At 67.5% G+C, this 22,569-nt stretch carries 19 protein-coding genes; 7 read left to right on the top strand and 12 right to left on the bottom strand.

Annotation, left to right across the window (positions count from 1 at the left end):
- Positions 1 to 3 precede the first annotated feature (3 nt).
- The 8 genes from A9K58_RS14190 to prpB all read right to left on the bottom strand — a co-directional run bounded on the left by A9K58_RS14190 (position 4) and on the right by prpB (position 13,324).
- The gene (locus A9K58_RS14190; protein ID WP_065199943.1) at positions 4 to 4,914 is read right to left on the bottom strand and encodes an alpha-2-macroglobulin family protein; all 4,911 of its coding nucleotides are present in this window, start codon (positions 4,912 to 4,914) and stop codon (positions 4 to 6) included.
- A 159-nt stretch (positions 4,915 to 5,073) separates the two neighbouring features.
- Positions 5,074 to 6,534 carry a bifunctional 2-methylcitrate dehydratase/aconitate hydratase gene (locus tag A9K58_RS14185; RefSeq protein ID WP_065199942.1) on the bottom strand — a complete coding sequence of 487 codons (1,461 nt, stop codon included), beginning with the start codon at positions 6,532 to 6,534 and terminating at the stop codon, positions 5,074 to 5,076.
- Positions 6,535 to 6,637: 103 nt separating this feature from the next.
- On the bottom strand, positions 6,638 to 7,816 hold the full coding sequence (gene prpF / locus A9K58_RS14180) for a 2-methylaconitate cis-trans isomerase PrpF (protein ID WP_065199941.1): 1,179 nt from the start codon (positions 7,814 to 7,816) through the stop codon (positions 6,638 to 6,640).
- Between the two features lie 3 nt (positions 7,817 to 7,819).
- Positions 7,820 to 8,182 (bottom strand): type II toxin-antitoxin system RelE/ParE family toxin, encoded by a 363-nt coding sequence (locus A9K58_RS14175; RefSeq protein WP_065199940.1) that lies wholly within the window; start codon positions 8,180 to 8,182, stop codon positions 7,820 to 7,822.
- Positions 8,179 to 8,421 (bottom strand): type II toxin-antitoxin system ParD family antitoxin, encoded by a 243-nt coding sequence (locus A9K58_RS14170; RefSeq protein ID WP_005410653.1) that lies wholly within the window; start codon positions 8,419 to 8,421, stop codon positions 8,179 to 8,181. The genes A9K58_RS14175 and A9K58_RS14170 overlap by 4 nt, the downstream gene beginning before the upstream one ends.
- A gap of 100 nt (positions 8,422 to 8,521) precedes the next feature.
- A complete protein-coding gene (gene acnD / locus A9K58_RS14165) occupies positions 8,522 to 11,140 on the bottom strand; it encodes a Fe/S-dependent 2-methylisocitrate dehydratase AcnD (RefSeq protein WP_065199939.1) in 2,619 nt (872 codons plus the stop codon).
- Between the two features lie 97 nt (positions 11,141 to 11,237).
- Positions 11,238 to 12,395, bottom strand: coding sequence for a bifunctional 2-methylcitrate synthase/citrate synthase (gene prpC / locus A9K58_RS14160; RefSeq protein ID WP_065199938.1), 1,158 nt, complete (start codon positions 12,393 to 12,395; stop codon positions 11,238 to 11,240).
- Positions 12,396 to 12,430: 35 nt separating this feature from the next.
- Entirely contained in the window at positions 12,431 to 13,324 is an 894-nt protein-coding gene (gene prpB / locus A9K58_RS14155) for a methylisocitrate lyase (RefSeq protein ID WP_065199937.1), read from the bottom strand.
- Positions 13,325 to 13,480: 156 nt separating this feature from the next.
- Here prpB and prpR point away from each other — a divergent pair, with 156 nt between their 5' ends.
- Positions 13,481 to 15,064: a propionate catabolism operon regulatory protein PrpR gene (gene prpR / locus A9K58_RS14150; protein ID WP_065199936.1), complete on the top strand. Its 1,584-nt coding sequence runs from the start codon at positions 13,481 to 13,483 to the stop codon at positions 15,062 to 15,064.
- Positions 15,065 to 15,138: 74 nt separating this feature from the next.
- Here the strand turns inward: prpR and A9K58_RS14145 are convergent, their stop codons facing one another.
- The 3 genes from A9K58_RS14145 to pdxH form a co-directional block, all read right to left on the bottom strand.
- Positions 15,139 to 15,591 carry a DoxX family protein gene (locus tag A9K58_RS14145; RefSeq protein ID WP_065199935.1) on the bottom strand — a complete coding sequence of 151 codons (453 nt, stop codon included), beginning with the start codon at positions 15,589 to 15,591 and terminating at the stop codon, positions 15,139 to 15,141.
- A gap of 161 nt (positions 15,592 to 15,752) precedes the next feature.
- Positions 15,753 to 16,112, bottom strand: a complete 360-nt coding sequence (locus A9K58_RS14140) for a YqfO family protein (RefSeq protein ID WP_065199934.1) — start codon at positions 16,110 to 16,112, stop codon at positions 15,753 to 15,755.
- Positions 16,113 to 16,121: 9 nt separating this feature from the next.
- Positions 16,122 to 16,721 (bottom strand): pyridoxamine 5'-phosphate oxidase, encoded by a 600-nt coding sequence (gene pdxH, locus A9K58_RS14135; protein ID WP_065199933.1) that lies wholly within the window; start codon positions 16,719 to 16,721, stop codon positions 16,122 to 16,124.
- A 40-nt stretch (positions 16,722 to 16,761) separates the two neighbouring features.
- Between pdxH and A9K58_RS14130 the strand changes: the two genes are divergently transcribed.
- A complete protein-coding gene (locus A9K58_RS14130; RefSeq protein WP_065199932.1) occupies positions 16,762 to 17,589 on the top strand; it encodes a kinase in 828 nt (275 codons plus the stop codon).
- A 6-nt stretch (positions 17,590 to 17,595) separates the two neighbouring features.
- On the opposite strand, the gene A9K58_RS14125 is transcribed toward A9K58_RS14130, so the two are convergent.
- Positions 17,596 to 17,799, bottom strand: a complete 204-nt coding sequence (locus tag A9K58_RS14125) for a dodecin family protein (protein WP_005410663.1) — start codon at positions 17,797 to 17,799, stop codon at positions 17,596 to 17,598.
- 98 nt (positions 17,800 to 17,897) lie between these two features.
- Between A9K58_RS14125 and A9K58_RS14120 the strand changes: the two genes are divergently transcribed.
- The 5 genes from A9K58_RS14120 to mdtD all read left to right on the top strand — a co-directional run bounded on the left by A9K58_RS14120 (position 17,898) and on the right by mdtD (position 22,475).
- A complete protein-coding gene (locus tag A9K58_RS14120) occupies positions 17,898 to 18,440 on the top strand; it encodes a shikimate kinase (RefSeq protein WP_065199931.1) in 543 nt (180 codons plus the stop codon).
- On the top strand, positions 18,437 to 19,564 hold the full coding sequence (aroB, locus tag A9K58_RS14115) for a 3-dehydroquinate synthase (protein WP_065199930.1): 1,128 nt from the start codon (positions 18,437 to 18,439) through the stop codon (positions 19,562 to 19,564). Before A9K58_RS14120 ends, aroB begins: the two co-directional genes overlap by 4 nt.
- A 60-nt stretch (positions 19,565 to 19,624) precedes the next feature.
- Positions 19,625 to 19,864 carry a WGR domain-containing protein gene (locus A9K58_RS14110; RefSeq protein ID WP_065199929.1) on the top strand — a complete coding sequence of 80 codons (240 nt, stop codon included), beginning with the start codon at positions 19,625 to 19,627 and terminating at the stop codon, positions 19,862 to 19,864.
- 26 nt (positions 19,865 to 19,890) lie between these two features.
- On the top strand, positions 19,891 to 20,973 hold the full coding sequence (gene hemE / locus A9K58_RS14105; protein WP_065199928.1) for a uroporphyrinogen decarboxylase: 1,083 nt from the start codon (positions 19,891 to 19,893) through the stop codon (positions 20,971 to 20,973).
- 92 nt (positions 20,974 to 21,065) lie between these two features.
- Entirely contained in the window at positions 21,066 to 22,475 is a 1,410-nt protein-coding gene (mdtD, locus tag A9K58_RS14100; protein WP_065199989.1) for a multidrug transporter subunit MdtD, read from the top strand.
- Positions 22,476 to 22,569 lie beyond the last annotated feature (94 nt).

The raw sequence follows: 22,569 nt of genomic DNA, 5'->3' as shown, positions 1-22,569 counted from the left end.
CGGTCACGGCTGCACCACCGTGATCGTGGTCGGGTTGCTGCGGCCAACGCCCCGCAGCTGCGGCCGGTACATGTCCTCCACCAGTGGCGGCGGCACCGAGTAGGTGCCCGGGGTCACTGCGCGCACCAGGTAGAACACGGTGGCCTTGCTGCCGCGCGAGAGCTTCAGCGCGGCCACGTAGCGGTCGTCGCGGAACTCCTCGTGCTTGGTGTCGGCCGCTTCGCCACGGTCGCTGATGGTGATGCCGTCAACCACCACATCGGCCCACTGCTTGGCATCGCCGAGGTTGAAGTTCTCGATCTCCAGGCCAGCCGGCAGCAGGTCGGTCAGCAACGCGTCGGGCATGGTGGTGTCGGCGGTCACGGTCACGCGCACGATCAGCGCTTCGCCTTCCTTCAGCGGGCGCGGCGACCACGGCTTGCCATCGGTGCCGTAGTAGCTGCGCTCGATGCCCAGCACGCTGTTGTCCGGTGCCGGCGCGCTGCGCGGAATACCCGCTACGTCGATGCTGGCGAACATCGGCGGCTGGCCCTGCGGGGTGAAGCGAACACCGCTGGCCAGTTCGCTGGCACTGAAGTTGCGGCCGAACAGCTTGCGCTCGCCGATCACCTCGCTATTTCCACCGATCACCAGCTCACCGGCCACCAGCGCCTTCTGGTTGGCGGCCAGCGCCTTGCCGAGACGGGCAATCGCCACCTGTTCCTGCGTGCTCAACCACATCCAGCCGGCATTGCGGCGCGCATCCAGGCCACGGCCTAGATCCACCGCACGCGCGTCCCAGGCCGGCTTGGCCAGCTTGTTCTCGTGGGTCAGCGCGATCATCAACGCGTCATCACGGATCGCGCTGCCGTAGTCGCCGAAATACGACGGGCGCTCGCTGCTGGACTTGGCGAAGGCCGCCGCCAGCGCGGCCTGGCCACGCTTGGCATCACCCTGCAGCGAGAGCGCCACGCCCAGGTGGACCAGCGACAGGCCGCCGACCGCCTTGCCGCGCTCGTTGTCGTACAGCGTGCGCAGGGTTCCCAGCGGCGCGCGGTTGACCCGCGCCAGCACGTAGCCCGAGTACGCCTGGTTGGCGAACTTCAGCTTCTCGCGGTCATCCTGGCCATAGAACTGGTTGCCACCGGACAGCAGGTCCTCGCTGAGGCGGTTGAGCGCCTTCTGCAGCACGTTGTCCGGCACGGCGAAGCCGGCGTCCTTGGCATCAAGCAGGAACTCGGTGATGTACGGGGTCAGCCACGGATTCACGTAGCCGTCGTCACCCCACATCGAGAAGTTGCCATTGGCCACCTGCATCGACGCCAGGCGGCCGAACGCGCCTTCCATGCGCTCGCGGCGGGTCCTGGCGTCCAGGCCATCGGCACCGAGCATCGACGAGGTCGCCTGGTCCAGGATCAGCGCGGCGTAGCCCTTGCTGGTGGTCTGCTCGGCACAGCCGTAGGGGTAGTTCAGCGCGCCCTGCAGCGCACTGGCGAACGGGATCGGCGGCAGTGGGCTGACCAGCAGGCGCGCGTTCACAGACTCGGCCATCAGGCCCTCGGTCAGGCTGTTGTCGAGGCTGACCGCCGCCAGCGGATCCAGCGTGCGTACCTGCGAGCGCAGTACCTGCGGCCACGCCGCACGCACCGGCAGCTCGTAGCGGCGGTCGGCCTTGAAGCCGTTGCCGTCCACCCGCACCCGCACCTTGGCCACGCTGTGGCCTTCGCGCGCAGACAACGGGAAGCTCAACGTGGTCTTGGCATCGGCATTCAACTGCACGCTGCGGCTGCCCTCGCCCAGGCTCAGCGGGCCCTCGGTGTCCACCTTCACGTTGAACTGGCCGGGCTTTCCGGTGAAGTTCTGCACGTCCAGGGTCACCGTGCTGCGATCGCCCGGGGCGAGCACGCGCGGCATGCTGGCTTCGGCCAGGATCGGCGCGCGCACCACGGTCTCCGCGTCGCGCTTGCCGTACTGGTCATCGCTGTAGACCAGTGCCGACACGCGCAGGGTGCCGTTGAAGTCCGGCACCTTCAGGCGGATCCGGGCGATGCCCTTGGCGTCGAGCTGCACCGGGCCGGAGAACAGGTCCACGGTCTGCACGCGCGCGGTCGGACGCTTGGCCTGCGGCAGCGCCTGCAGCGCCATGTCGCCACCGAACTTGAGCTTGCCGGCGCCGCCGTCGAAGCTCTCGATCACCCGGCTGTAGATGTCGTAGGCATCGATGCCGAGGCGGCGCTGGGCGAAGAAGTGCGCACCGGCATCCGGTACCGGGAAGCGCGTGATGTTGAGGATGCCCACGTCCACCGCCGACACGGTGACGTGCGCCATCTTGCCGGCCAGCTGCGGTGCGCTGACCGTCACCGGCAGGTCCTGCTCCGGGCGCATCTGCTTGGGCGCCGCCAGGCCGACGGCCACGGTGCGGCCCTTGCGGTCCATCGGCACGTGCACCACGCCCACCGCACGGGCCGGAGTGATCTTGCTCGGCGCACTGCCGCCCCGGAACACCAGCGCGGTGATGTAGACGTCATGGCGCTCCCAGTCGGCGGTGACCGGGATCTTGAAGGTCGAACCCGGCTTGGCGTCGATGTCCTGCACGTACAGCATGCGGTCGGTCTCGACCATCAGGATGCCCTTGCCGGCATGCGGCGGAGTCACCGTCACTTCCAGGGTGTCGCCGGCCTTGTAGCCGGTCTTGTCCAGGCCCAGCTTGACCTTGTCCGGGCGCGCGTCCAGGCCCCGGTTGTCATCACCCCAGCTCCAGCCGGCGCGGAACGGATAACGGCTGGTCAGGCCGGTGGACGGATCGAACACGTCCACCCGGTACTCGCCCCACTCCACCGGGAAATCGAAGGCGACCGCGCTGCTGCCGGCATCGACGGTACGGGTGTCCTTGTTCTCGAAGCGGCGGGTGAAATCGTAGTCCCAGCGGTTGTCGTTGAAGGTCCAGTGGTAGTCGCGCAGTTCGCGCACCAGGGTGATCTTCAGGCCCTTGGCCGGCTGCGGCGCGCCGGCGGCGTCCACGCGCATCAGCTCGAAGCGCGCGTTGCCGTTGGAGTCGGCACCGTCCTCGGGGTTGAACAGCGGGCGCACGCCGACCAGCGCATTGGCCGGCCACATCACCCGCTTAAGGGTGCGGGTGACCGTACGGCCACCGGTCTCATACAGGCTGCCGGACAGCACCACGGCGATCGGCGCCTTGGCCTTGGCCGCTTCTTCCGGCAGCGCCACGTCCTCGCGCAGCTGGCCATTGGCCGGCAGCGTGGTATCGATCACGTCCTTGGCTTCGCGCGGCAGCTGCAGGGTCGGGTCACCGAAGAAGTAGCCCGGCAGGCCGTCCACCGGCTGCTGCTCGGCGGCCACCGCCAGGCGCGCGGTGAAGCGGTTGCCATCGGCCGGTGCGCCATACAGGTAGGCGCCATTGGCCTGCAGGCGCAGGTCCTCGCCCGGCTTCAGCGTCTTCTGCGTGCTGTCCAGGTCCAGCTTCATGCGCTCGGGCAGGAACTCCTCGATGCGCAGGGTCATGCCCTGGATCGCTTCCTTGCTGGCCGGGTCGGTACGGAACTCGACCTGCCAGCGCCCGGTCGGGGCTTCGGCGGGGATCACCTGCTCGAAATTGATGTAGCCCTGGTCGCCCGGCTGCAGGCGGGTTTCGCGGAAGGTCTTGCCGTCGGGCTGTTTCAGGCGCAGGAACACCGGCTGTGCCTTGACCGGCTTGCCGTCGTTGTCGCGCAGCAGTGCGGACAGGCGCACGGTCTCGCCCGGCCGGTACAGGTCGCGCCCGGACCAGGCATAGACGTCGAACCACGCATTGTCGCGTCCGGCCACGGCGAATTCGCTCAGGTCCAGCGCCGGCTGGTTGAACGGCAGGAAGCTGGTGTCCTTGCCGCTGCTGGCGACCAGCACGTGGGTGGCATCCAGGGTGTAGTTCAGCAGCGCATTGCCATTGCCATCGGTGCTGCCCTTGAGCACCACTTCGCCCTTGGCATCCAGCACACGCAGGTCGATGCCCTTGCGCGGTTCGCCGTCCTTCAGCCCGGCGGTGTGCACGAACAGCTTGTCCTTGTAGGCACGGGTATGCAGGCCGATGTCGCTGACCGAGAAGAACGCAGTATCGAATTCGCCTTCGTAGTCACCGGTGCGCTTGAGCAGGGCGAAGTACAGGCCCGGCTCCTGCAGTTCCTTGATGTCCTGGGTCGGCAGGTAGGTCAGCACCCGCTCGTTCTGCTTGCCGCCCAGGATGAAGCGGTTGACGTAGACCGGCTCGGCCAGCTTGTTGATCGGGCTGCGCTCGTAGTCGCTGCTGAGCTCCCAGCTGCCACGGCGACCACCGCGCTGGTACTGGCTGAAGAAGGTTGGCAGATCCTTCTCGCGCACGCGCAGGAACTCGACGTCGACCTCCGGCACGTTCACCGAGACCACCGGCAGGCCACGGCTGTCCTTGGCCGGCAACACGCTGCCCTGCGAGGCGAAGCCGACCACCGGTTTCAGCTCGCCGCTGAACACCTTCTGCTTCAGTTCCTTGCCCAGGCGGCTGCCATCGGCGGCCAGCAGGTCCGGCGAGACCACCAGGCTGAACTCCTTGCCGGCCTCGACGAACGGGTAGCGCAGGGTCAGGCCATCATCGGACAGGGTCCAGCTGCTTTCGTCGGTGCCGACCTTTTCCTCGAAGCGAACCAGTTTGTCGAAATCCTGGGTGCCGACCAATGGGCGCGAGAACTCCAGCGCCAGCGACAGGCCGTCATTCTTCTGGTCCGGGTAAGCGCGCAGCAGGGTGAACTCCTTCACCTGCTCGGCCTGGGTGGCGATGGCCTCGCCACTGGCCTTGGGCAGCTGCCCGCTGTCATTGCGACAGCCGGCCAGGCCCAGCAACAGCAGGCCTCCCGCCAGAACAGCCGCCGCCCATCCCCACCGCTTCCGCCGTGCCGGACCGCTCATGTCGTCACTCCTTGATCGAGGTGGCCATTATAGGCAGGCCACGTCAAGGTGTTGACGCCCCGGCGGTCGGAAACCCGGTTCCGCCCGGGACCCGGTAGCCGCCAACCTTGGTTGGCGCCCCCCACATGCCAACCAAGGTTGGCGGCTACCAGAGCGGCCTCACCCCGGCAGGTACAGGTCCACGTAGTCGGTCACCGGCATCGCCGCCAGCGCTACCGGGTCCAGCGACGCGGCCAGGATGCGCTGTTGCTGGGCGGTGGGGAATCGATGGGCCAGGTGCCGGCGGAACTTGTCCATCAGCAGCGGAATACCCTCCTCACGGCGCCGGGCGTGGCCGAGCGGGTACTCCACCAGCACCTCCGGCAGTTCACTGCCATCGGTGAAGCGTACGCTCAGGCCATTGGCGATGCTGCGCTTGTCAGGATCCAGGTAATCGGCGCTGAGCTGCGGGTCCTCATGGCAGGCCATCTTCGCGCGCAGCGCGTCGATGCGCGGATCCGCCGCCACGTCGTCCTCATAGTCCCCGGCCACGAGCCGACCGTGCAGCAGTGCGATGGCGACCATGTACTGCACGCAGTGATCGCGGTCGGCCGGATTGTGCAGCGGGCCCTGCTTGTCGATGATGCGGATGCAGGCTTCCTGGGTGCGGATTGCGATGTGCGCGATGTCCTCGGCCCGCCGTCCCATCGCACGCAGTTGCTGGTGCAGCGCGATCGCCGCCTCCACTGCGGTCTGGCCGTGGAACTCGGCCGGGTAGCTGATCTTGAACAGCACGTTCTCCATTACGTAGCTGCCCAGCGCCCGACCCAGCGTCAGCCTCTGGCCACGCATGGACACCGCTTCGAAACCCCAGGTTGGCGCACTGAGCACGCTGGGGTAGCCCATCTCACCACTGGCCGCCATCAAGGCCAGGCGCACGCCACGGCTGGTCGCATCGCCGGCCGCCCAGCTCTTGCGCGAGCCGGTGTTGGGAGCGTGCCGGTAGGTGCGCAGCGCTTGGCCATCGACCCAGGCCAGTGACAGCGCATTGAGCATGCGCTCGCGGTCCAGCCCGAGCAGTTGGGCGACCACGGCAGTGGTGGCCACCTTGACCAGCACCACGTGGTCCAGCCCGACCCGGTTGAAGGAGTTCTGCAGCGCCAGCACGCCCTGGATCTCGTGCGCCTTGATCATCGCCAGCAGCACGTCATGCATTGTTGGCGGTGGGCGGCGCAACGCCTGCGCGTTGCGCCCCAGCCAATCGCAGACGGCGAGGATGCCGCCCAAGTTGTCCGACGGATGGCCCCATTCCGCGGCCAGCCAGGTGTCGTTGAAATCCAGCCAGCGCACCATTGCACCCAGATTGAAGGCGGCCTGCACCGGGTCCAGCACGTAGTGCGTGCCCGGCACGCGCGCACCGTTGACCACGCTCATGCCCGGCACCAGGGGCCCGAGCAGCTTGCTGCAGGCCGGGAAGGACAGTGCTTCCAAACCGCAACCCAGCGTGTCGAGCAGACAGTGGTGCGCGGTCTCGAACGCGACTGGTGAGTCGATGCGCGCATCGCGCACGTAATCGACGATGTCCACCAGCAGCGCATCCCACGCTGCACGCTCGTTGGATGGGGTGTGACTGTCGGACATCGTCGATCTCCTCGTCAGAAAGCAGGTCAGGCCGCGCGTCCCGGTAGTGGCCAACCTTGGTTGGCATCCACCAAAGCATGTGATGCCAGCGCCGACCGGCTGATCAATCTGCCGGCACCCGCACCTTGCCTTCCATCAGCACGCGGGCACTGCGGCTCATGATGGCCTTGGTCACCGTCCACTGGCCGTCAACGAGACCGGCCTGCGCGCCCACGCGCAGCGTGCCGGAGGGATGGCCGAAGGTCACCGCCTCGCGTTCGCCGCCACCGGCGGCGCGATTGACCAGGGTGCCCGGAATCGCCGCCGCAGTACCGATTGCCACTGCGGCGGTACCCATCATCGCGTGGTGCAGCTTGCCCATCGACAACGCGCGCGCGTGCAGGTCGATGGCCGACGCCGGAATGGCCTTGCCGCTGGACGACACGTAGTCCTGCGCCGGTGCCACGAAGGCCACCTTCGGCGTGTGCTGGCGGGTCGCCGCGTCTTCCAGGTTCTTGATCAGCCCCATGCGCAAGGCGCCGCAGGCGCGGATCTTCTCGAAGCGCTCCAGCGCCCCCCTGTCTTCGTTGATCGCCGGTTGCAGTTCGGTGCCGGTGTAGCCCAGGTCGGCGGCGTTGAGGAAGATGGTCGGGATGCCGGCGGTGATCATGGTCACCTCGAAACTGCCCACGCCCGGCACGTCCAGGGTGTCGACCAGGTTGCCGGTCGGGAACATCGCACCTGCATCGCCATCATCGGACGGATCAATGAATTCCAGCTGGATCTCGGCCGCCGGGAAGGTCACGCCGTCCAGTTCGAAATCGCCGATCTCCTGCACTTCGCCATCGCGCATCGGCACGTGGGCGATGATGGTCTTGCCGATGTTGGCCTGCCAGATGCGGACGGTGCACAGGCCGTCGCGCGGCACGCGGGCCGGATCGATCAGGCCGTTGGCGATCGCGAACGGACCGACCGCGGTGCTGAGATTGCCGCAGTTGCCGCTCCAATCAACAAAGGCGGTGTCGATCGAGACCTGGCCGTACAGATAGTCCACGTCGTGGTCCGGCACCGACGCGGTGGAGATGATCACGCACTTGCTGGTGCTGGACGTTGCACCGCCCATGCCGTCGGTCTGCTTGCCATACGGATCGGGCGAGCCGATCACGCGCATCAGCAGTGCATCGCGTGCAGCACCCGGCACCTGCGCGGCTTCAGGCAGGTCCTGCAAGCGGAAAAACACGCCCTTGCTGGTGCCGCCGCGCATGTAGGTGGCGGGAATACGGAGTTGCGGGAGGAAGGTCATGGATCAGTATCCTGGATGCGACGAACCAATATCGGGGTTGAGCTTCTCGTCTTCGAACAGTGCTTCCATGCCCCGCGAAGCATTCCAGATGCGCACGATGGAAACGTGCGCAGGTAGCTCCACGTAGTAGACCAGGTAGCCGTCGAAGCGACGAACCGGATGAAAACGCAACGGCGCTGGCAGCGAGGGCAACAGACCCGCATGCAGTGCGGAACCAGCACCCGGGTGGGCCTCGATCAGCTTTACAACGGATTCCACCGCATCGATGAAGCCGATTTCCAGCACTTCTCTGCCTTGATCTGCATACCAGCCTGCTGCCTGGTCAAGATCTCGAACCGCTGCGGGGGACCAGTGCGAGGGCTTCACTTGCGGTTCCGTGCACGCTCACGCAGCTTGTCGAAGTGATCCGGCGCCAGAGGCGCCGAAGGTCCCGACGCCAGCCCCTCAGCAATCAGCTGCTTGAGCAGCTCTTCAGCCTTGCTGCGCTGGCGCTGGCGGATCAGGTCACGCACATAGTCCGAGGTGCTGGAGTAGCCCCCTTCGCGCACTTCTTCGTCCACGAACTGCTTGAGCGGATCGGTCAGCGAAATGTTCATGGTGGCCATGAGACCCTCCTTTGGCAGTTTTTGCCAAGTCAGTGTGCGCCCCGCTCTGGTGTCGGACAAGCCCGCCCCCGGCCTCCGGGGGCGGGCATTCAGCCGGCTATCACGCCACCTTGGCGCCTTCCAGGAAGTCCTGAGCGAAGCGCTGCAGCACGCCGCCCGCCTCGTAGATCGACACTTCCTCGTCGCTGTCCAAGCGACAGATGACCGGCACGACCACGTCCTGCCCGTCGCGGCGATGGATGACCAGGCTCAGCTCGGCACGCGGGGTGCGTTCGCCGATCACGTCAAAGGTCTCGGTGCCATCGATGCCCAGGGTCAGGCGGGTGGTGCCGGGCTTGAACTCCAGCGGCAGCACGCCCATGCCGATCAGGTTGGTGCGGTGGATGCGTTCGAAGCCTTCGGCCACGATCGCTTCCACGCCGGCCAGGCGCACGCCCTTGGCGGCCCAGTCACGCGAGCTGCCCTGGCCGTAGTCGGCACCGGCGATGATGATCAGCGGCTGCTTGCGCTCCATGTAGGTCTCGATCGCTTCCCACATGCGCATCACCTTGCCTTCCGGTTCCACGCGCGCCAGCGAACCCTGCTTCACGCTGCCGTCCTCGTTGCGCACCATCTCGTTGAACAGCTTCGGGTTGGCGAAGGTGGCGCGCTGCGCGGTCAGGTGGTCGCCACGGTGGGTGGCGTAGGAATTGAAGTCCTCTTCCGGCAGGCCCATCTTCGCCAGGTATTCACCGGCGGCGCTCGACGCCAGGATCGCGTTGGACGGCGACAGGTGGTCGGTGGTGATGTTGTCCGGCAGCACGGCGAGCGCGCGCATGCCTGCCAGCGTACGCTCACCGGCCAGTGCGCCCTCCCAGTACGGCGGGCGCCGGATGTAGGTGCTCTGCGGGCGCCAGTCGTACAACGGGCTGACCGCCGGCCCCTGCTCCACGCGCACGTTGAACATCGGGTTGTAGACGCTGCGGAACTGCTCCGGCTTCACCGCGGCCTTCACCACTGCGTCGATCTCGGCGTCGCTCGGCCAGATGTCCTTCAGGCGCACCTCGTTGCCATCGGCATCCACGCCGAGCACGTCCTTCTCGATGTCGAAGCGCACGGTGCCGGCGATGGCATAGGCGATCACCAGCGGCGGCGAGGCCAGGAAGGCCTGCTTGGCATACGGGTGGATACGGCCGTCGAAGTTGCGGTTGCCCGACAGCACCGCCGTGGCATACAGGTCGCGGTCGATGATTTCCTGCTGGATCGCCGGATCCAGCGCGCCGCTCATGCCGTTGCAGGTGGTGCAGGCGAACGCCACGATGCCGAAGCCGAGCTTTTCCAGGTCCGGCAGCAGGCCGGCTTCTTCCAGGTACAGCTGCACCGCCTTCGAGCCCGGCGCCAGCGACGACTTCACCCACGGCTTGCGCAGCAGGCCACGTTCGTTGGCCTTGCGCGCCAGCAGGCCGGCGGCGATCACATTGCGCGGGTTGGAGGTGTTGGTGCAGCTGGTGATGGCGGCGATGATCACCGCGCCATCCGGCATCAGGCCCTGCGCCTGCTCGGCCTTGCCCGCTTCCAGCTTGGCTTCATCGGCAATGCCGCGCTCGGCCAGCTCGGACACCGGCAGGCGGCGGTGTGGATTGCTCGGGCCGGCCATGTTGCGCACCACGCTGGACAGGTCGAAACGCAGCACGCGCTCGTACTGCGCGGTGGCCAGCGCATCGGCCCACAGGCCGGTGGTGCGCGCATAGTTCTCCACCAGCGCCACCTGCGATTCCTCGCGGCCGGTCAGCCGCAGGTAGTCGATGGTCTGCTGATCGATGTAGAACATCGCCGCAGTGGCGCCGTACTCCGGGCACATGTTGGAGATGGTGGCGCGGTCACCAATGGTCAGCGCCGCGGCACCCTCGCCGAAGAATTCAAGATACGCACCGACCACGCGCTCCCTGCGCAGGAACTCGGTGAGGGCCAGCACCACGTCGGTAGCGGTGATGCCCGGCTGCGGCCTGCCGCTCAGCTCGACGCCGACGATGTCCGGCAGGCGCATCCAGGAGGCGCGGCCGAGCATCACGTTCTCGGCTTCCAGGCCACCGACGCCGATGGCGATCACGCCCAGCGCATCGACATGCGGCGTGTGGCTGTCGGTGCCCACGCAGGTATCCGGGAAGGCCACGCCGTCCTGCACGTAGACCACCGGCGACATCTTCTCCAGGTTGATCTGGTGCATGATGCCGTTGCCCGGCGGAATCACGTCCACGTTCTGGAACGCCAGCTTGGTCCAGTCGATGAAGTGGAACCGGTCTTCGTTGCGGCGGTCCTCGATGGCGCGGTTCTTTTCGAACGCCTGCGGATCGTAACCACCGCACTCCACCGCCAGCGAGTGGTCGACGATCAACTGCACCGGCACCACCGGGTTGACCTTGGCCGGGTCGCCGCCCTTGTCGGCGATCGCATCACGCAGGCCGGCCAGGTCGACCAGCGCGGTCTGGCCAAGGATGTCATGGCAGACCACGCGCGCCGGGAACCACGGGAAGTCGAGGTCGCGGCGGCGCTCGATCAACTGCTTCAGCGAATCGCTGAGCCGGGCCGGTTCACAGCGGCGCACCAGGTTCTCGGCCAGCACGCGCGAGGTGTACGGCAGGGTGGCGTAGGCGCCGGGCTGGATCGCATCGACGGCGGCGCGCGCGTCGAAGTAATCCAGCGCGCTGCCGGGGAGGTTTTTGCGGTAATCGGTGTTCATGGGCTGGCGGAATGCTTGGGGCGGGCCGGGTGCCGGCGGTGCGGCGGCGAAAGCACCCGGCCGGCATGTGGCCGGCCGGATGAATACAGCAGGTGGATCAGACGCGCTTGTCGATGGCGACGAAGTCGCGGTCTTCCGGCCCGATGTAGTTGGCGCTCGGGCGGATGATCTTGCCGTCGATGCGCTGCTCGATGATGTGTGCGCTCCAGCCGGCGGTGCGGGCGATCACGAACAGCGGGGTGAACATCGCGGTCGGCACGCCCATCATGTGGTAGCTGACGGCGCTGAACCAGTCCAGGTTCGGGAACATCTTCTTGATGTCCCACATCACCGACTCCAGGCGCTCGGCGATGTCGTACATCTTCATGCTCGACTGCTCTTCGGACAGCTCGCGGGCCACGTCCTTGATCACCTTGTTGCGCGGATCGGACACGGTGTACACCGGGTGGCCGAAACCGATCACCACTTCCTTGCGCTCGACGCGGGCCTTGATGTCTTCCTCGGCCTCATCCGGGTTGTCGTAGCGCTTCTGCACTTCGAACGCCACTTCGTTGGCGCCGCCATGCTTCGGCCCACGCAGCGCACCGATGCCACCGCAGATCGCGCTGTACATGTCGCTGCCGGTACCGGCGATGACGCGGCAGGTGAAGGTCGAGGCGTTGAACTCATGTTCGGCGTACAGGATCAGCGAGGTGTGCATCGCCTTCACCCACGACTCCTGCGGCTTCTCGCCGTGCAGCAGGTGCAGGAAGTGGCCGCCGATCGAATCGTCATCGGTTTCCACGTCGATGGCGCGGCCGTTGTGGCTCCAGTGGTACCAGTACAGCAGCATCGAACCCAGGCAGGCCATCAGCTTGTCGGCGATGTCACGCGCGCCCGGATGGTTGTGGTCATCCTTCTCCGGCGCCACGCAGCCGAGCACGGACACGCCGGTGCGCATCACGTCCATCGGGTGCGCCGACGGCGGCAGTTCTTCCAGCGCGGCCTTGACTGCGGCCGGAATGCCACGCAGCGACTTCAGCTTGGCCTTGTACGAAACCAGCTCGGCGCGGGTCGGCAGCTTGCCGTGCACCAGCAGGTAGGCGATTTCCTCGAACTCGCTGGTGTTGGCCAGGTCCAGGATGTCGTAGCCACGGTAGTGCAGGTCGTTGCCGCTGCGGCCCACGCTGCACAGCGCGGTGTTGCCGGCAGCGGTGCCGGACAGGGCGACGGACTTCTTCGGCTTGAAGGTCGGGTTTGCGGTCGTATCGTTCATGTTTCCCTCCGAAACTTGATGGTGCAGGGTACTGCTTATTTCTTGGCGGCGAACAGCGCATCGAGCTGCTGCTCGAAAGCGTGATAGCCGATGCGGTCGTAGAGTTCCTCGCGGGTCTGCATGGTTTCCACCACGTTGCGCTGGTGGCCGTCGCGGCGCACCGCCTGGTAGACGTTCTCGGCCGCCTTGTTGGCGGCGCGGAACGCGGACAGCGGGAACAGCTGGATGGCGACGCCGGCCGAGGCCAGCTCATCGCGGCTGAACAGCGGGGTGGCACCGAACTCGGTGATGTTGGCCAGCACCGGCACCTTCACGGCGTCGACGAAGCGGCGGTAGGTATCCAGGTCATAGGCGGCCTCGGCGAAGATGCCATCGGCACCGGCCTCGACACAGGCAATGGCGCGCTCGATGGCCTTGTCCACGCCGTCCACCTGGATGGCGTCGGTACGCGCGATCAGGAAGAACTCCGGATCGGTCTTGGCATCGGCGGCGGCCTTCACGCGGTCGACCATTTCGCCCTGCGAGACGATCTCCTTGCCCGGACGGTGACCGCAGCGCTTGGCGCCGACCTGGTCCTCGATGTGGCAGGCGGCCGCGCCGGCCTTGATCAGCGACTTCACGGTGCGCGCGATGTTGAACGCGCTCGGGCCGAAGCCGGTGTCGATGTCGACCATCAGCGGCAGGTCGCAGACATCGGTGATGCGGCGCACGTCCACCAGCACGTCTTCCAGGGTGTTGATGCCCAGGTCCGGCAGGCCCAGCGAGCCAGCGGCGACACCGCCACCGGACAGGTAGATGGCACGGAAGCCGGCGCGCTTGGCCAGCAGGGCATGGTTGGCGTTGATCGCGCCGATCACCTGCAGCGGCGATTCGGCAGCCAGTGCCTCACGGAAGCGGGCACCGGCGGAAAAAGGGGCGGAAGCAGTCATGCGGCAATCCAGGTTGGAGAACGGGATAGGTAAGCGCAAGCACCATGCCAAGCTGCAAGCCGTTGATTTCACTGGGATGACCGGCGCGCATCAATGAAACATATGAAACACTGAAACAGATGTATCATGAAACATCTGCCCTCCCCCAATGCCGTCATGTACCTGCCCCGCTCGCCCTTGCGCCACGCCGATGCCGACCCCGGCCGTCCGGTGATCTGGACGGTCAGCGTCTCGCGCCTGACCGGCCTGCTCGGCGATGTCATTCCCGAATTCGACCGCCGCGCGCGCATCGAGCAGATCAACCTCGGCTTCGAGGAAGCGGTGGAGGTGATCGGCCGGCGCCTGCGCCGCGAACACTGCGATGTGGTCATCGCCGGCGGCTCCAATGCGGCCTGGCTGCGTGGCCGGCTGGAATTGCCGCTGGTTCCGATCCAGGCCAACGGCTTCGACCTGATGGAAGCGCTGGCGCGGGCGCGGCGGATCGCCAGCCGCATCGGCCTGGTCACCCACGCCAGCGACGTGCCGGTGTTCAGCAACTTCCAGCAGAGTTTCGGCCTGGACATCGAACACCGTCGCTTCGTCACCCGCGAGGACGCGCGCGATTGCATTGCCGACCTGCGTGCCAACGGTATCGAAGTGATCGTCGGCACTGGCATGGCCATCGACCATGCCGAGCAGGCTGGCCTGCCCGGCGTGCTGCTGTACTCGGCCGACTCGGTGCGCCAGGCCTTCGAACATGCGCTGGAGCTGACCCGGGCCCTGGCCCGCTCCGGTGGCAACCGCACCGCCCCACGCCGGCGCCCTGCGGCGCGCACGGACGCGCATGAACTGCTCGGCGACAGCGATGCGATGGCGCAGGTACGCGCCCAGATCGCGCTCTACGCGCCGCACGACAGCACCGTGCTGGTCAGCGGCGAAACCGGCACCGGCAAGGAACTGGTGGCGCGGCAACTGCACGCCGCAAGCGGCCGTCGCGGGCGCTTCGTCGCGCTGAACTGCGGCGCCATCAGCGAATCGCTGCTGGAAGCCGAACTGTTTGGCTACAGCGATGGCGCCTTCACTGGCGCGCGTCGGGGCGGCCGCGTGGGCCTGGTCGAAGCGGCCGACGGCGGCACCCTGTTCCTGGATGAGATCGGTGAACTGCCATTGCCGCTGCAGACCCGCCTGCTGCGGGTGCTGGAAGAACGAGAAGTGCTGCGCGTGGGCGCCACCGAACCGACTCCGGTCGATCTGCGCGTGGTCGCCGCCACCCTGCAATCGCTGGAGCTGCGCGCAGCGACCGGCAGCTTCCGCCGCGATCTTTACTACCGGCTGGCGGCACTGCGCATCGCCCTGCCGCCGCTGCGTGCAAGGCGCAGCGACATCCCGCTGCTGGCGCAGCACTTCTTCCGCCAGTTGCGAGGGATCGACGCGCCGCTGGCGGAAGACGCACTGGCCATGATGGCCCGCGCGGAGTGGCCGGGCAACGTACGTGAACTACGCAACCTGGTGGATCGCCTGCGCATCCACTGGCAGCCGGGCGAGGGGCTCATCGATGCGGTTCGCCTGCGGCAGCTGGCACCGGAGCTGGCGGTTGAAGTCACGGCGGCGGCGCCGGCGGAAGGCAACGGCAGGCGCCCGCCGCGTGCACAACTGGAAACGCTGCTGCAGGAACATCGCAATGACCGCGAAGGCATGGCGCACGCGCTGGGGGTATCACGCACCACGCTGTGGCGGTGGCTGCGCACGGAGGGGTTGTAGCGCCGAGCCCATGCTCGGCTGATGTTCCCGCATAAGCAGCCGAGCATGGGCTCGGCCCTACGGGGTGCCTGTCGTCAGCGCGCCTCGATAGCGAACCGTCCACTCCCCACCGCGGCAATCCACAGCAGCAACACGCCCAGCGGCACTTCGCTCAGGTAGAAGAACCAGCTGAGCCAGTCCGGTACACCCAGCCCTTCCGGAATGCGGGCGATGCCATCAGTCAATGCTGCGACGGCGCAGATTGCCGCCAGCAGCAGGGCCGAGGGCCGGCTGAGCAGGCCCAGCACCAGCAGGCCACCGGCAATCCATTCAATCGTGCCAAGCACCGGTGCGCTGAATGCCGGGACCGGAATCCCCGCGTCCACCAGGGTGTGCACCATGCGCTCGCGGCCAGCTTCGGTGAATACCTTGTTCCAGCCAGATACACTGAACATCACACCGGCCACGATGCGGGCGAGCAGCAGCAGGCATGCTTCGACACCGCCGCGCGGCGAAGGCACGGCAAACAGGCAACGCCAGGAGGGCATGGCAACTCCGGAAGTCAAGGGCATTCGGCGGAGTGTGCCGGGCAACGACCTGCTCGCAGATGAAGCGAGCCGGTCCGTTCGCGACAATCCGCTCTTGTAGAGTCGAGCCATGCTCGACTGCCTTGCGCGCCAGAGCAACAGCAGCCGAGCATGGCTCGACTCTACAGAAGGCGTGCATCAGCAAGCAGCAGCTCGATGTCCTCCACCTGCACCATCGGCACCTGCCACGGATGATGCGGCACGATGCCCTGCTCGAAGATGCGCTGCAGCCGCATCGGATCGCGCGGCAGGCAGAACTCCAGGCGCACGCTGCCGACCACTTCGGTGCGGCCTTCCTCACCCTGCACGGGTGAGGCGCCCACGCGGGGGCGGTACTGCTCGAATCCCGGCGCAGACCACCACATGCCGTGTTCGTAGTCACCCGCGGCCAGGGCATCCACCGCGAGGATGCCCTGCTTCACTGCGTCCAATGCCGCCGAAGGCACGAACACCACCACGCGGTACAGCGGCAGGCGTTGCATCACGCTGCCTTATGGGTACAGCAGGCGCTTGCTCCAGCGCCCTTCGGCACCGGCTTCATAGCACCAGCGCTCGTGCAGGCGGAACTGCGCGCCGTACCAGAACTCGATGCGGTCGGGCACCACGCGCAGGCCGCTCCAGCCGTCCGGGCGCGGCACGTCCTTGCCTTCGAAACGCGCTTCGACCTCGGCCACGCGCGCGTCGAACTCCTCGCGCGTGGCCAGCGTCTTCGACTGCTGCGAGGCCCAGGCACCGATCTGGCTCATGCGCGGACGGCTGGCGAAATAGGCGTCGGCCTCAGCATCGGCGACCTGCTCGACACGGCCTTCGATGCGCACCTGGATGCCGGCTTCGCGCAGGCTGCGCCACAGGAACAGCAGCGCGGCCTGCGGATTGGCCTGCAGCTCACGCCCCTTGTGGCTGTCCAGGTGGGTGTAGAAGACGAAGCCGCGCTCGTCGAAGGCCTTCAGCAGCACGGTGCGCGCCGAGGGACGACCGTAGGTATCGGCGGTGGCCACGGTCATCGCGTTCGGCTCGACCTCGCGGCTCTGCCTGGCCTCTTCGAACAGGCTGGCAAACGTGGACAGGGCTTCGGCGTACAGGTCGCTCATGATGGCGTTGTTCTCACACGGTTTGGGCTATTGTGGCTGCATGGCCGCTGCTGCGTATATGCCCCAGGTGAAAGGATTCCCCGAAACATTGGCCGAACAGGCGCTGGACGATGCGCTGGGCAGCGGCGCAGCGGTTCCAGTATTGGCGATCAGCGGCCTGCAGGGGAGCGGCAAATCGACGCTGGCCGCACAGGTGGTGGCGCGCGCCCGGGCACGCGGCCTGAACGCGGCTGCGCTGTCGATCGATGATGTCTACCTGACCCGCGCACAGCGCCAGCGGTTGGCCCGCCAGGTGCACCCCCTGCTGATCACCCGTGGCCCGCCAGGCACCCACGACCTGCCGCTGGCGCATGCCGTGCTGGATGCCCTGACGGCGCGCCAGCCTTTCGCGCTGCCGCGCTTCGACAAGCTGGCCGACGAGCGCCTGCCCGAGGCGCAATGGCCGCAACTGGACCACCCGCTGGACCTGCTGGTGTTCGAGGGATGGTTCCTCGGCACGCCCGCGCAGGATGACGCTGCGCTGGGCACCCCGTTGAACGCACTGGAACGCGAGGCCGACACGGATGGCCGCTGGCGCCGCTGGTGCAACGTGGCGCTGGCCCGCGACTACCCGGCGCTGTGGCAGCGCTGCGACCGCCTGTGGTTCCTGCAACCGCCGGATTTTTCGGTGGTGCCGCGCTGGCGCTGGCAGCAGGAACAGAACCTGCAGGCCGCGCAGCCGGGCCGGCACGGCATGAGCCGGCCGCAGCTGGAGCGCTTTGTGCAGTACTACGAACGGGTCAGCCGGCAGGCGCTGCGCACCCTGCCCGCCCTCGCCGACCACGTGGTGGTGCTGGACGGCCAGCGCCAAGTGCAGGCGGTGCGCTGAAGGCGCCTATTCCACCAGGAAGGTTACCCGCAGGTTGACCCGCCATTCGGTGATCTCGCCGCTGCCGTTGGTGACCACCTTGGTCTCGTTGACCCAGGCGCCCTGGATGCCCTTGACCGTCTCGGAGACCTTCTTCAGCCCGCTGCGCACGGCATCCTCCACGCTCTTCGGCGAGGAGGCAGTGATTTCGATGACCTTGGCGACCGTCATGGCCTGTACTCCGGCTGGCGCGGGAAATCCCGCAGGAATGCCTACCCTGACGTGAAGAACGTAAAGGCCAGGGCACGGAGGTGTTAGCATCAGAAGGCATGAATCCCGCTCCGAACCTGATCCTGATCGGCCCGATGGGCGCCGGCAAAACCTGCATCGGCCGCCGCCTGGCCGAGCGCTTCACGCTGGACTTCGTCGATGTCGACCAGGCCATCGTCGAGGCCGCCGGCGCCAGCATCCCGGCCATTTTCGAGCACTCCGGCGAAACCGGCTTCCGCCACCATGAACGCCAGGCCCTGGCCCGCGTGCTGGAAGGCTGCGGCCAACTGGTCTCCACCGGCGGCGGCGCGGTGCTGGATCCGGACAACCGTGCACTGATCGCCCAACGCGGCTTCGTGGTCTACCTGCGTGTCAGCGTGGCCGCGCAGCTGGAGCGCCTGGCCCGCGACAAGGGCCGGCCGCTGCTGCAGCGTCCGGACCGCGAGCAGGTGCTGCACGATCTGGCCGCACAGCGCGACCCGCTGTACCGCGAGGTGGCCGACCTCACCCTTGATACCGACCCGTACACCGCTGCCGATGCGACCGCCCAGCTGGTGGTCAAGCTGGCCACGCAGTGGCAGCGCCAGGACCTGAACGCATGACCTCCCCCGCCCTGCTGCGGGTCGCCGTTGGCGGCGACCGCCCCTACTCCATCACCATCGGCGCCGGTGCGCAGGCCGACGGCGCCGCGCTGGCCTCGCATGTGCGCGGCCGCCATGTACTGCTGCTCAGCGACAGCGAAGTCGCCCCGCGCTATCTGGCTGCCGTGAAGCAGGCCCTGCTGGCCACGCGCCCGGACCTGATCGTCGGCGAGCACGTGCTGGCCGCCGGCGAAGCGTCCAAGACCCTGGCCGAATTCGGCCGTGCGATCGACGCGTTGGCCGCACTCGGCGCCACCCGCGACGCCTGCGTGTTCGCACTCGGTGGCGGCGTGGTCGGCGATCTCGCCGGTTTTGCCGCCGCCTGCTGGATGCGCGGCGTCGATTGCGTGCAACTGCCCACCACCCTGCTGGCGATGGTTGATTCGTCGGTGGGCGGCAAGACGGCGGTCGACATTCCGGCCGGCAAGAACCTGGTCGGCGCCTTCCATCCACCGCGTGCAGTGATCGCCGACACCCGCGTGCTGGCCACCCTGCCGCCGCGCGAAGTGCGTGCCGGCCTGGCCGAGGTGGTGAAGTACGGCGCGCTGGGCGATGCGGTGTTCTTCGAATGGCTGCAGCAGCATGCCGATGCGCTGCTGGCAGGCGAGGATGCAGTGCTGGCCGAGGCCATCGCGCGCAGTTGCCGGCACAAGGCCGCCATCGTCGAGCGTGACCCGTTCGAGAAGGGCGAGCGTGCCCTGCTCAACCTCGGCCACACCTTCGGCCATGCCATCGAGACCGAACAGGGCTACTCGGCCCCCGGCCGCGATGCGTTGAATCATGGCGAGGCGGTGGCGGTGGGCATGGTGCTGGCGGCGAAGCTGTCCACCGACCTGGGCCTGGCCGACGATGCCGACCGCGTGCGCCTGCAGGCGCTGCTGGAACGCCTGGGCCTGCCGGTGACGATCCCGGCCGGCCTGGACCCGCAGGCCCTGCTCGGCCGGATGCGGCTGGACAAGAAAAACGTGGCCGGCCGCCTGCGCCTGGTGCTGTGGCGGGGTATCGGCCGCGCCGAGGTCGTGCCGGATGTGGGTGAAGCGGCGGTGCTGAAGGTGCTGGACGCGGGCTGGAAACCACCGCTGTAGAGCCGAGCCCATGCTCGGCTCTACAGGTCCGTGTCGTCCCCGGGCGCTACAATCGGCACCATGCACGTCTACCTGCAACATCCCGATGCCGGTGCGCAGGCACCGCGCTTCCTGCGCCTGAGCCTGCAACCGGACCTGTTCGGCGGCTGGGAGCTGCTGCGCGAGAGCGGTCGCGTCGGTGGCCGCTCGCAGCTGCGCCGCGAGCTGTTCCTGCAGGCCGATGAAGCCCGCCATGCTTTCGAGAAGGCCCGCGATGCCGAACTGCATCGCGGCTTCCAGATCCTTTCGCGCGGCGACTGACGCCGCTGCCAACTTTCGCCCAAGGAATGCCCATCGTGACCAGCCCTCTCCGCAACGATCGCCTGCTGCGCGCCCTGCGACGCGAACCGGTGGACTGCACCCCCGTCTGGCTGATGCGCCAGGCTGGGCGCTATCTGCCGGAATATCGCGCGACCCGGGCCAGGGCCGGCAGCTTCCTGGCCATGGCCAAGAATCCGGAGATCGCCTGTGAAGTCACCCTGCAGCCGCTGCGCCGCTTCCCGCTGGACGCCGCGATCCTGTTCTCCGACATCCTCACCATTCCCGATGCGATGGGCCTGGAACTGTATTTCGTCGAAGGCGAAGGCCCGAAGTTCCGCCACCCGGTGCGCGATGAAGCCGCCATCGCCAGGCTCGCCGTGCCGGACATGGAACAGGACCTCGGCTACGTGATGGACGCAGTGCGCCTGATCCGCCGCGAGCTGGACGGCCAGGTACCGCTGATCGGCTTCTCCGGCAGCCCGTGGACGCTGGCCTGCTACATGGTGGAAGGCGGCGGCAGCAAGGATTTCGCACGCATCAAGGCGATGGCGCTGAACCACCCGCGGGCCCTGCACCGCCTGCTGGAGGTCACCACCGAAGCGGTGATCGCCTACCTTGGCGCGCAGCGGGCGGCCGGTGCGCAGGCCCTGCAGGTGTTCGACACCTGGGGGGGCGTGCTGTCGCCGGCGATGTACCGCGAGTTCTCGCTGCGCTACCTGCAGCGCATCGCCGAAGGCCTGGACCGTGGCGAGGGCAGCGGGCGCACCCCGCTGATCCTGTTCGGCAAGGGCACCGGCCTGCACCTGGAAGCGTTGTCGCAGACCGGCGCTGATGCGCTGGGCCTGGACTGGACGCTGGACCTGGACGAAGCGATGCGCCGCACCGGTGGCCGTGTCGCCCTGCAGGGCAACCTCGACCCGACCACGCTGTACGCCTCGCCGGACGCGATCGCCGCGGCCGCAGCGCGCGTGCTCGATACCTATGCGGCTGGCAACGGCGGCTCGCGCGAGGGCCATGTATTCAACCTCGGCCATGGCATGTCGCCGGACATGGATCCGGCGCACGTGCAGGTCCTGGTCGACGCAGTGCACGCGCACAGCCAACGCTGAGCCTCACCCATGCAGTTGCGGCGCGATGTTGATCGCGCCGTGACCCGCATTGCGCGATCATGGCGTCCCCCATGCTGCACCGGCCGCACGCCATGTCCCCATCGCCATCGACGTACAACCGCCACCGCCCCTTGCTGTGGCTGGTGTCCCTGGCGATCTTCATGCAGATGCTGGACTCGACCATCGTCAATACGGCGTTGCCGGCGATGGCGGCCAGCCTGGGCGAGAGCCCGCTGCAGATGCAGTCGGTGGTGTTCAGCTACGCGCTGGCGGTGGCCACCTTCATCCCGGCCTCCGGCTGGATTGCCGACCGCTACGGCACCCGCCGCACGTTCCTGGTGGCCATCATCCTGTTCACCCTCGGCTCGCTGGCCTGCGCACTGGCACAGCACCTGCACCAGCTGGTCGGTGCGCGCGTGCTGCAGGGCATTGGTGGCGCCATGCTGCTGCCGGTTGGCCGCCTGGCAGTGATGCGCTCCGTGCCGCGCGAGGATTTCCTGCGCGCGATGAGCTTCATCGCCATCCCGGCCCTGGTCGGCCCGTTGATCGGCCCGACCCTGGGCGGCTGGCTGGTCGAGATTGCCTCGTGGCACTGGGTGTTCCTGATCAACCTGCCGATCGGCGTGATCGGATTCGTCGCCGCGATGAAGATCATGCCCGACCACTACGCCAGCCACCGGACCCGTTTCGACCTGCGCGGCTACCTCATGCTGGCCTTCGCGATGGTTGTGCTGTCGCTGGCGCTGGACGGCATCTCCGGGCTCGGCACGCCACACGCGCTGGTGATGCTGATGACCGTGGCCGGCCTGGCGGCGCTGGTGGGCTACTGGCTGCACGCCGCCAACTCCACCGCACCGTTGTTCTCGCTCGCGCTGTTCCGCGTGCCCAGCTACCGCATCGGCATCCTCGGCAACCTGTTCTCGCGCATCGGCAGCAGCGCCATGCCGATGCTGATCCCGCTGCTGCTGCAGGTGGGCCTCGGCCTCGGCCCGATGAACGCCGGCCTGATGATGGTGCCCGTGGCGGCGGCCGGCATGGTGTCGAAGAAGCTGGCGGTCAAGCTGGTCGAGCGCTATGGCTATCGCCGCGTGCTGATGGTCAACACCGTGCTGGTGGGCCTGGCAATGGCCAGCTTCATCCTGATGACACCCGGCCAGCACCTGGCCTGGCGCCTGCTGCAGCTGGCATTCTTCGGCGCGGTCAACTCGTTGCAGTTCACCGTGATGAACACTGTCACCCTGCGCGATCTGGACCGCGAATTCGCCAGTTCCGGCAACAGCCTGCTGTCGATGGTGATGATGCTCGCAGCCGGCTTTGGTGCCGCGGCCGCGGGCAGCCTGCTCGCCGCATTCGGCAACCACCTCGACAGCCACAGCGCGACCTCCGCACTGCATGCCACGTTCCTGTGCGTGGGTGCGATTACCCTGACCTCGACGATGATCTTCTGGCAGCTGCCGGATACCCGGCCCGAACCGCGACAGGTCGAGCACGTCGCGGAGTGAGGGGGTTCGGCAGGGCTGCGCCCTGCACCTGCAGAGGCCGAAGCCGAAGCAACAGCAACACCAACAGTGAGCATTCCGTGGGTTGGCGGGGCGG

Origin of the sequence: Stenotrophomonas maltophilia (assembly GCF_001676385.1) — a bacterium.
In the GTDB taxonomy this organism is placed as follows: Bacteria; Pseudomonadota; Gammaproteobacteria; order Xanthomonadales; family Xanthomonadaceae; genus Stenotrophomonas; species Stenotrophomonas maltophilia_J.
This window is presented reverse-complemented; position numbering and strand designations above follow the sequence as displayed.

Bases quoted from the DNA above. Each gene is read 5' to 3' on its own strand.
- A9K58_RS14190 (WP_065199943.1), bottom strand. From the start codon at position 4,914: ATGAGCGGTCCGGCACGGCGGAAGCGGTGGGGATGGGCGGCGGCTGTT.
- A9K58_RS14185 (WP_065199942.1), bottom strand. From the start codon at position 6,534: ATGTCCGACAGTCACACCCCATCCAACGAGCGTGCAGCGTGGGATGCG.
- A9K58_RS14125 (WP_005410663.1), bottom strand. From the start codon at position 17,799: ATGACGGTCGCCAAGGTCATCGAAATCACTGCCTCCTCGCCGAAGAGC.
- A9K58_RS14110 (WP_065199929.1), top strand. From the start codon at position 19,625: ATGCACGTCTACCTGCAACATCCCGATGCCGGTGCGCAGGCACCGCGC.
- A9K58_RS14145 (WP_065199935.1), bottom strand. From the start codon at position 15,591: ATGCCCTCCTGGCGTTGCCTGTTTGCCGTGCCTTCGCCGCGCGGCGGT.
- prpF (WP_065199941.1), bottom strand. From the start codon at position 7,816: ATGACCTTCCTCCCGCAACTCCGTATTCCCGCCACCTACATGCGCGGC.
- mdtD (WP_065199989.1), top strand. From the start codon at position 21,066: ATGTCCCCATCGCCATCGACGTACAACCGCCACCGCCCCTTGCTGTGG.
- prpR (WP_065199936.1), top strand. From the start codon at position 13,481: ATGTACCTGCCCCGCTCGCCCTTGCGCCACGCCGATGCCGACCCCGGC.
- prpB (WP_065199937.1), bottom strand. From the start codon at position 13,324: ATGACTGCTTCCGCCCCTTTTTCCGCCGGTGCCCGCTTCCGTGAGGCA.
- A9K58_RS14130 (WP_065199932.1), top strand. From the start codon at position 16,762: ATGGCCGCTGCTGCGTATATGCCCCAGGTGAAAGGATTCCCCGAAACA.
- A9K58_RS14140 (WP_065199934.1), bottom strand. From the start codon at position 16,112: ATGCAACGCCTGCCGCTGTACCGCGTGGTGGTGTTCGTGCCTTCGGCG.
- A9K58_RS14120 (WP_065199931.1), top strand. From the start codon at position 17,898: ATGAATCCCGCTCCGAACCTGATCCTGATCGGCCCGATGGGCGCCGGC.
- acnD (WP_065199939.1), bottom strand. From the start codon at position 11,140: ATGAACACCGATTACCGCAAAAACCTCCCCGGCAGCGCGCTGGATTAC.
- pdxH (WP_065199933.1), bottom strand. From the start codon at position 16,721: ATGAGCGACCTGTACGCCGAAGCCCTGTCCACGTTTGCCAGCCTGTTC.
- prpC (WP_065199938.1), bottom strand. From the start codon at position 12,395: ATGAACGATACGACCGCAAACCCGACCTTCAAGCCGAAGAAGTCCGTC.
- hemE (WP_065199928.1), top strand. From the start codon at position 19,891: ATGCCCATCGTGACCAGCCCTCTCCGCAACGATCGCCTGCTGCGCGCC.
- aroB (WP_065199930.1), top strand. From the start codon at position 18,437: ATGACCTCCCCCGCCCTGCTGCGGGTCGCCGTTGGCGGCGACCGCCCC.
- A9K58_RS14170 (WP_005410653.1), bottom strand. From the start codon at position 8,421: ATGGCCACCATGAACATTTCGCTGACCGATCCGCTCAAGCAGTTCGTG.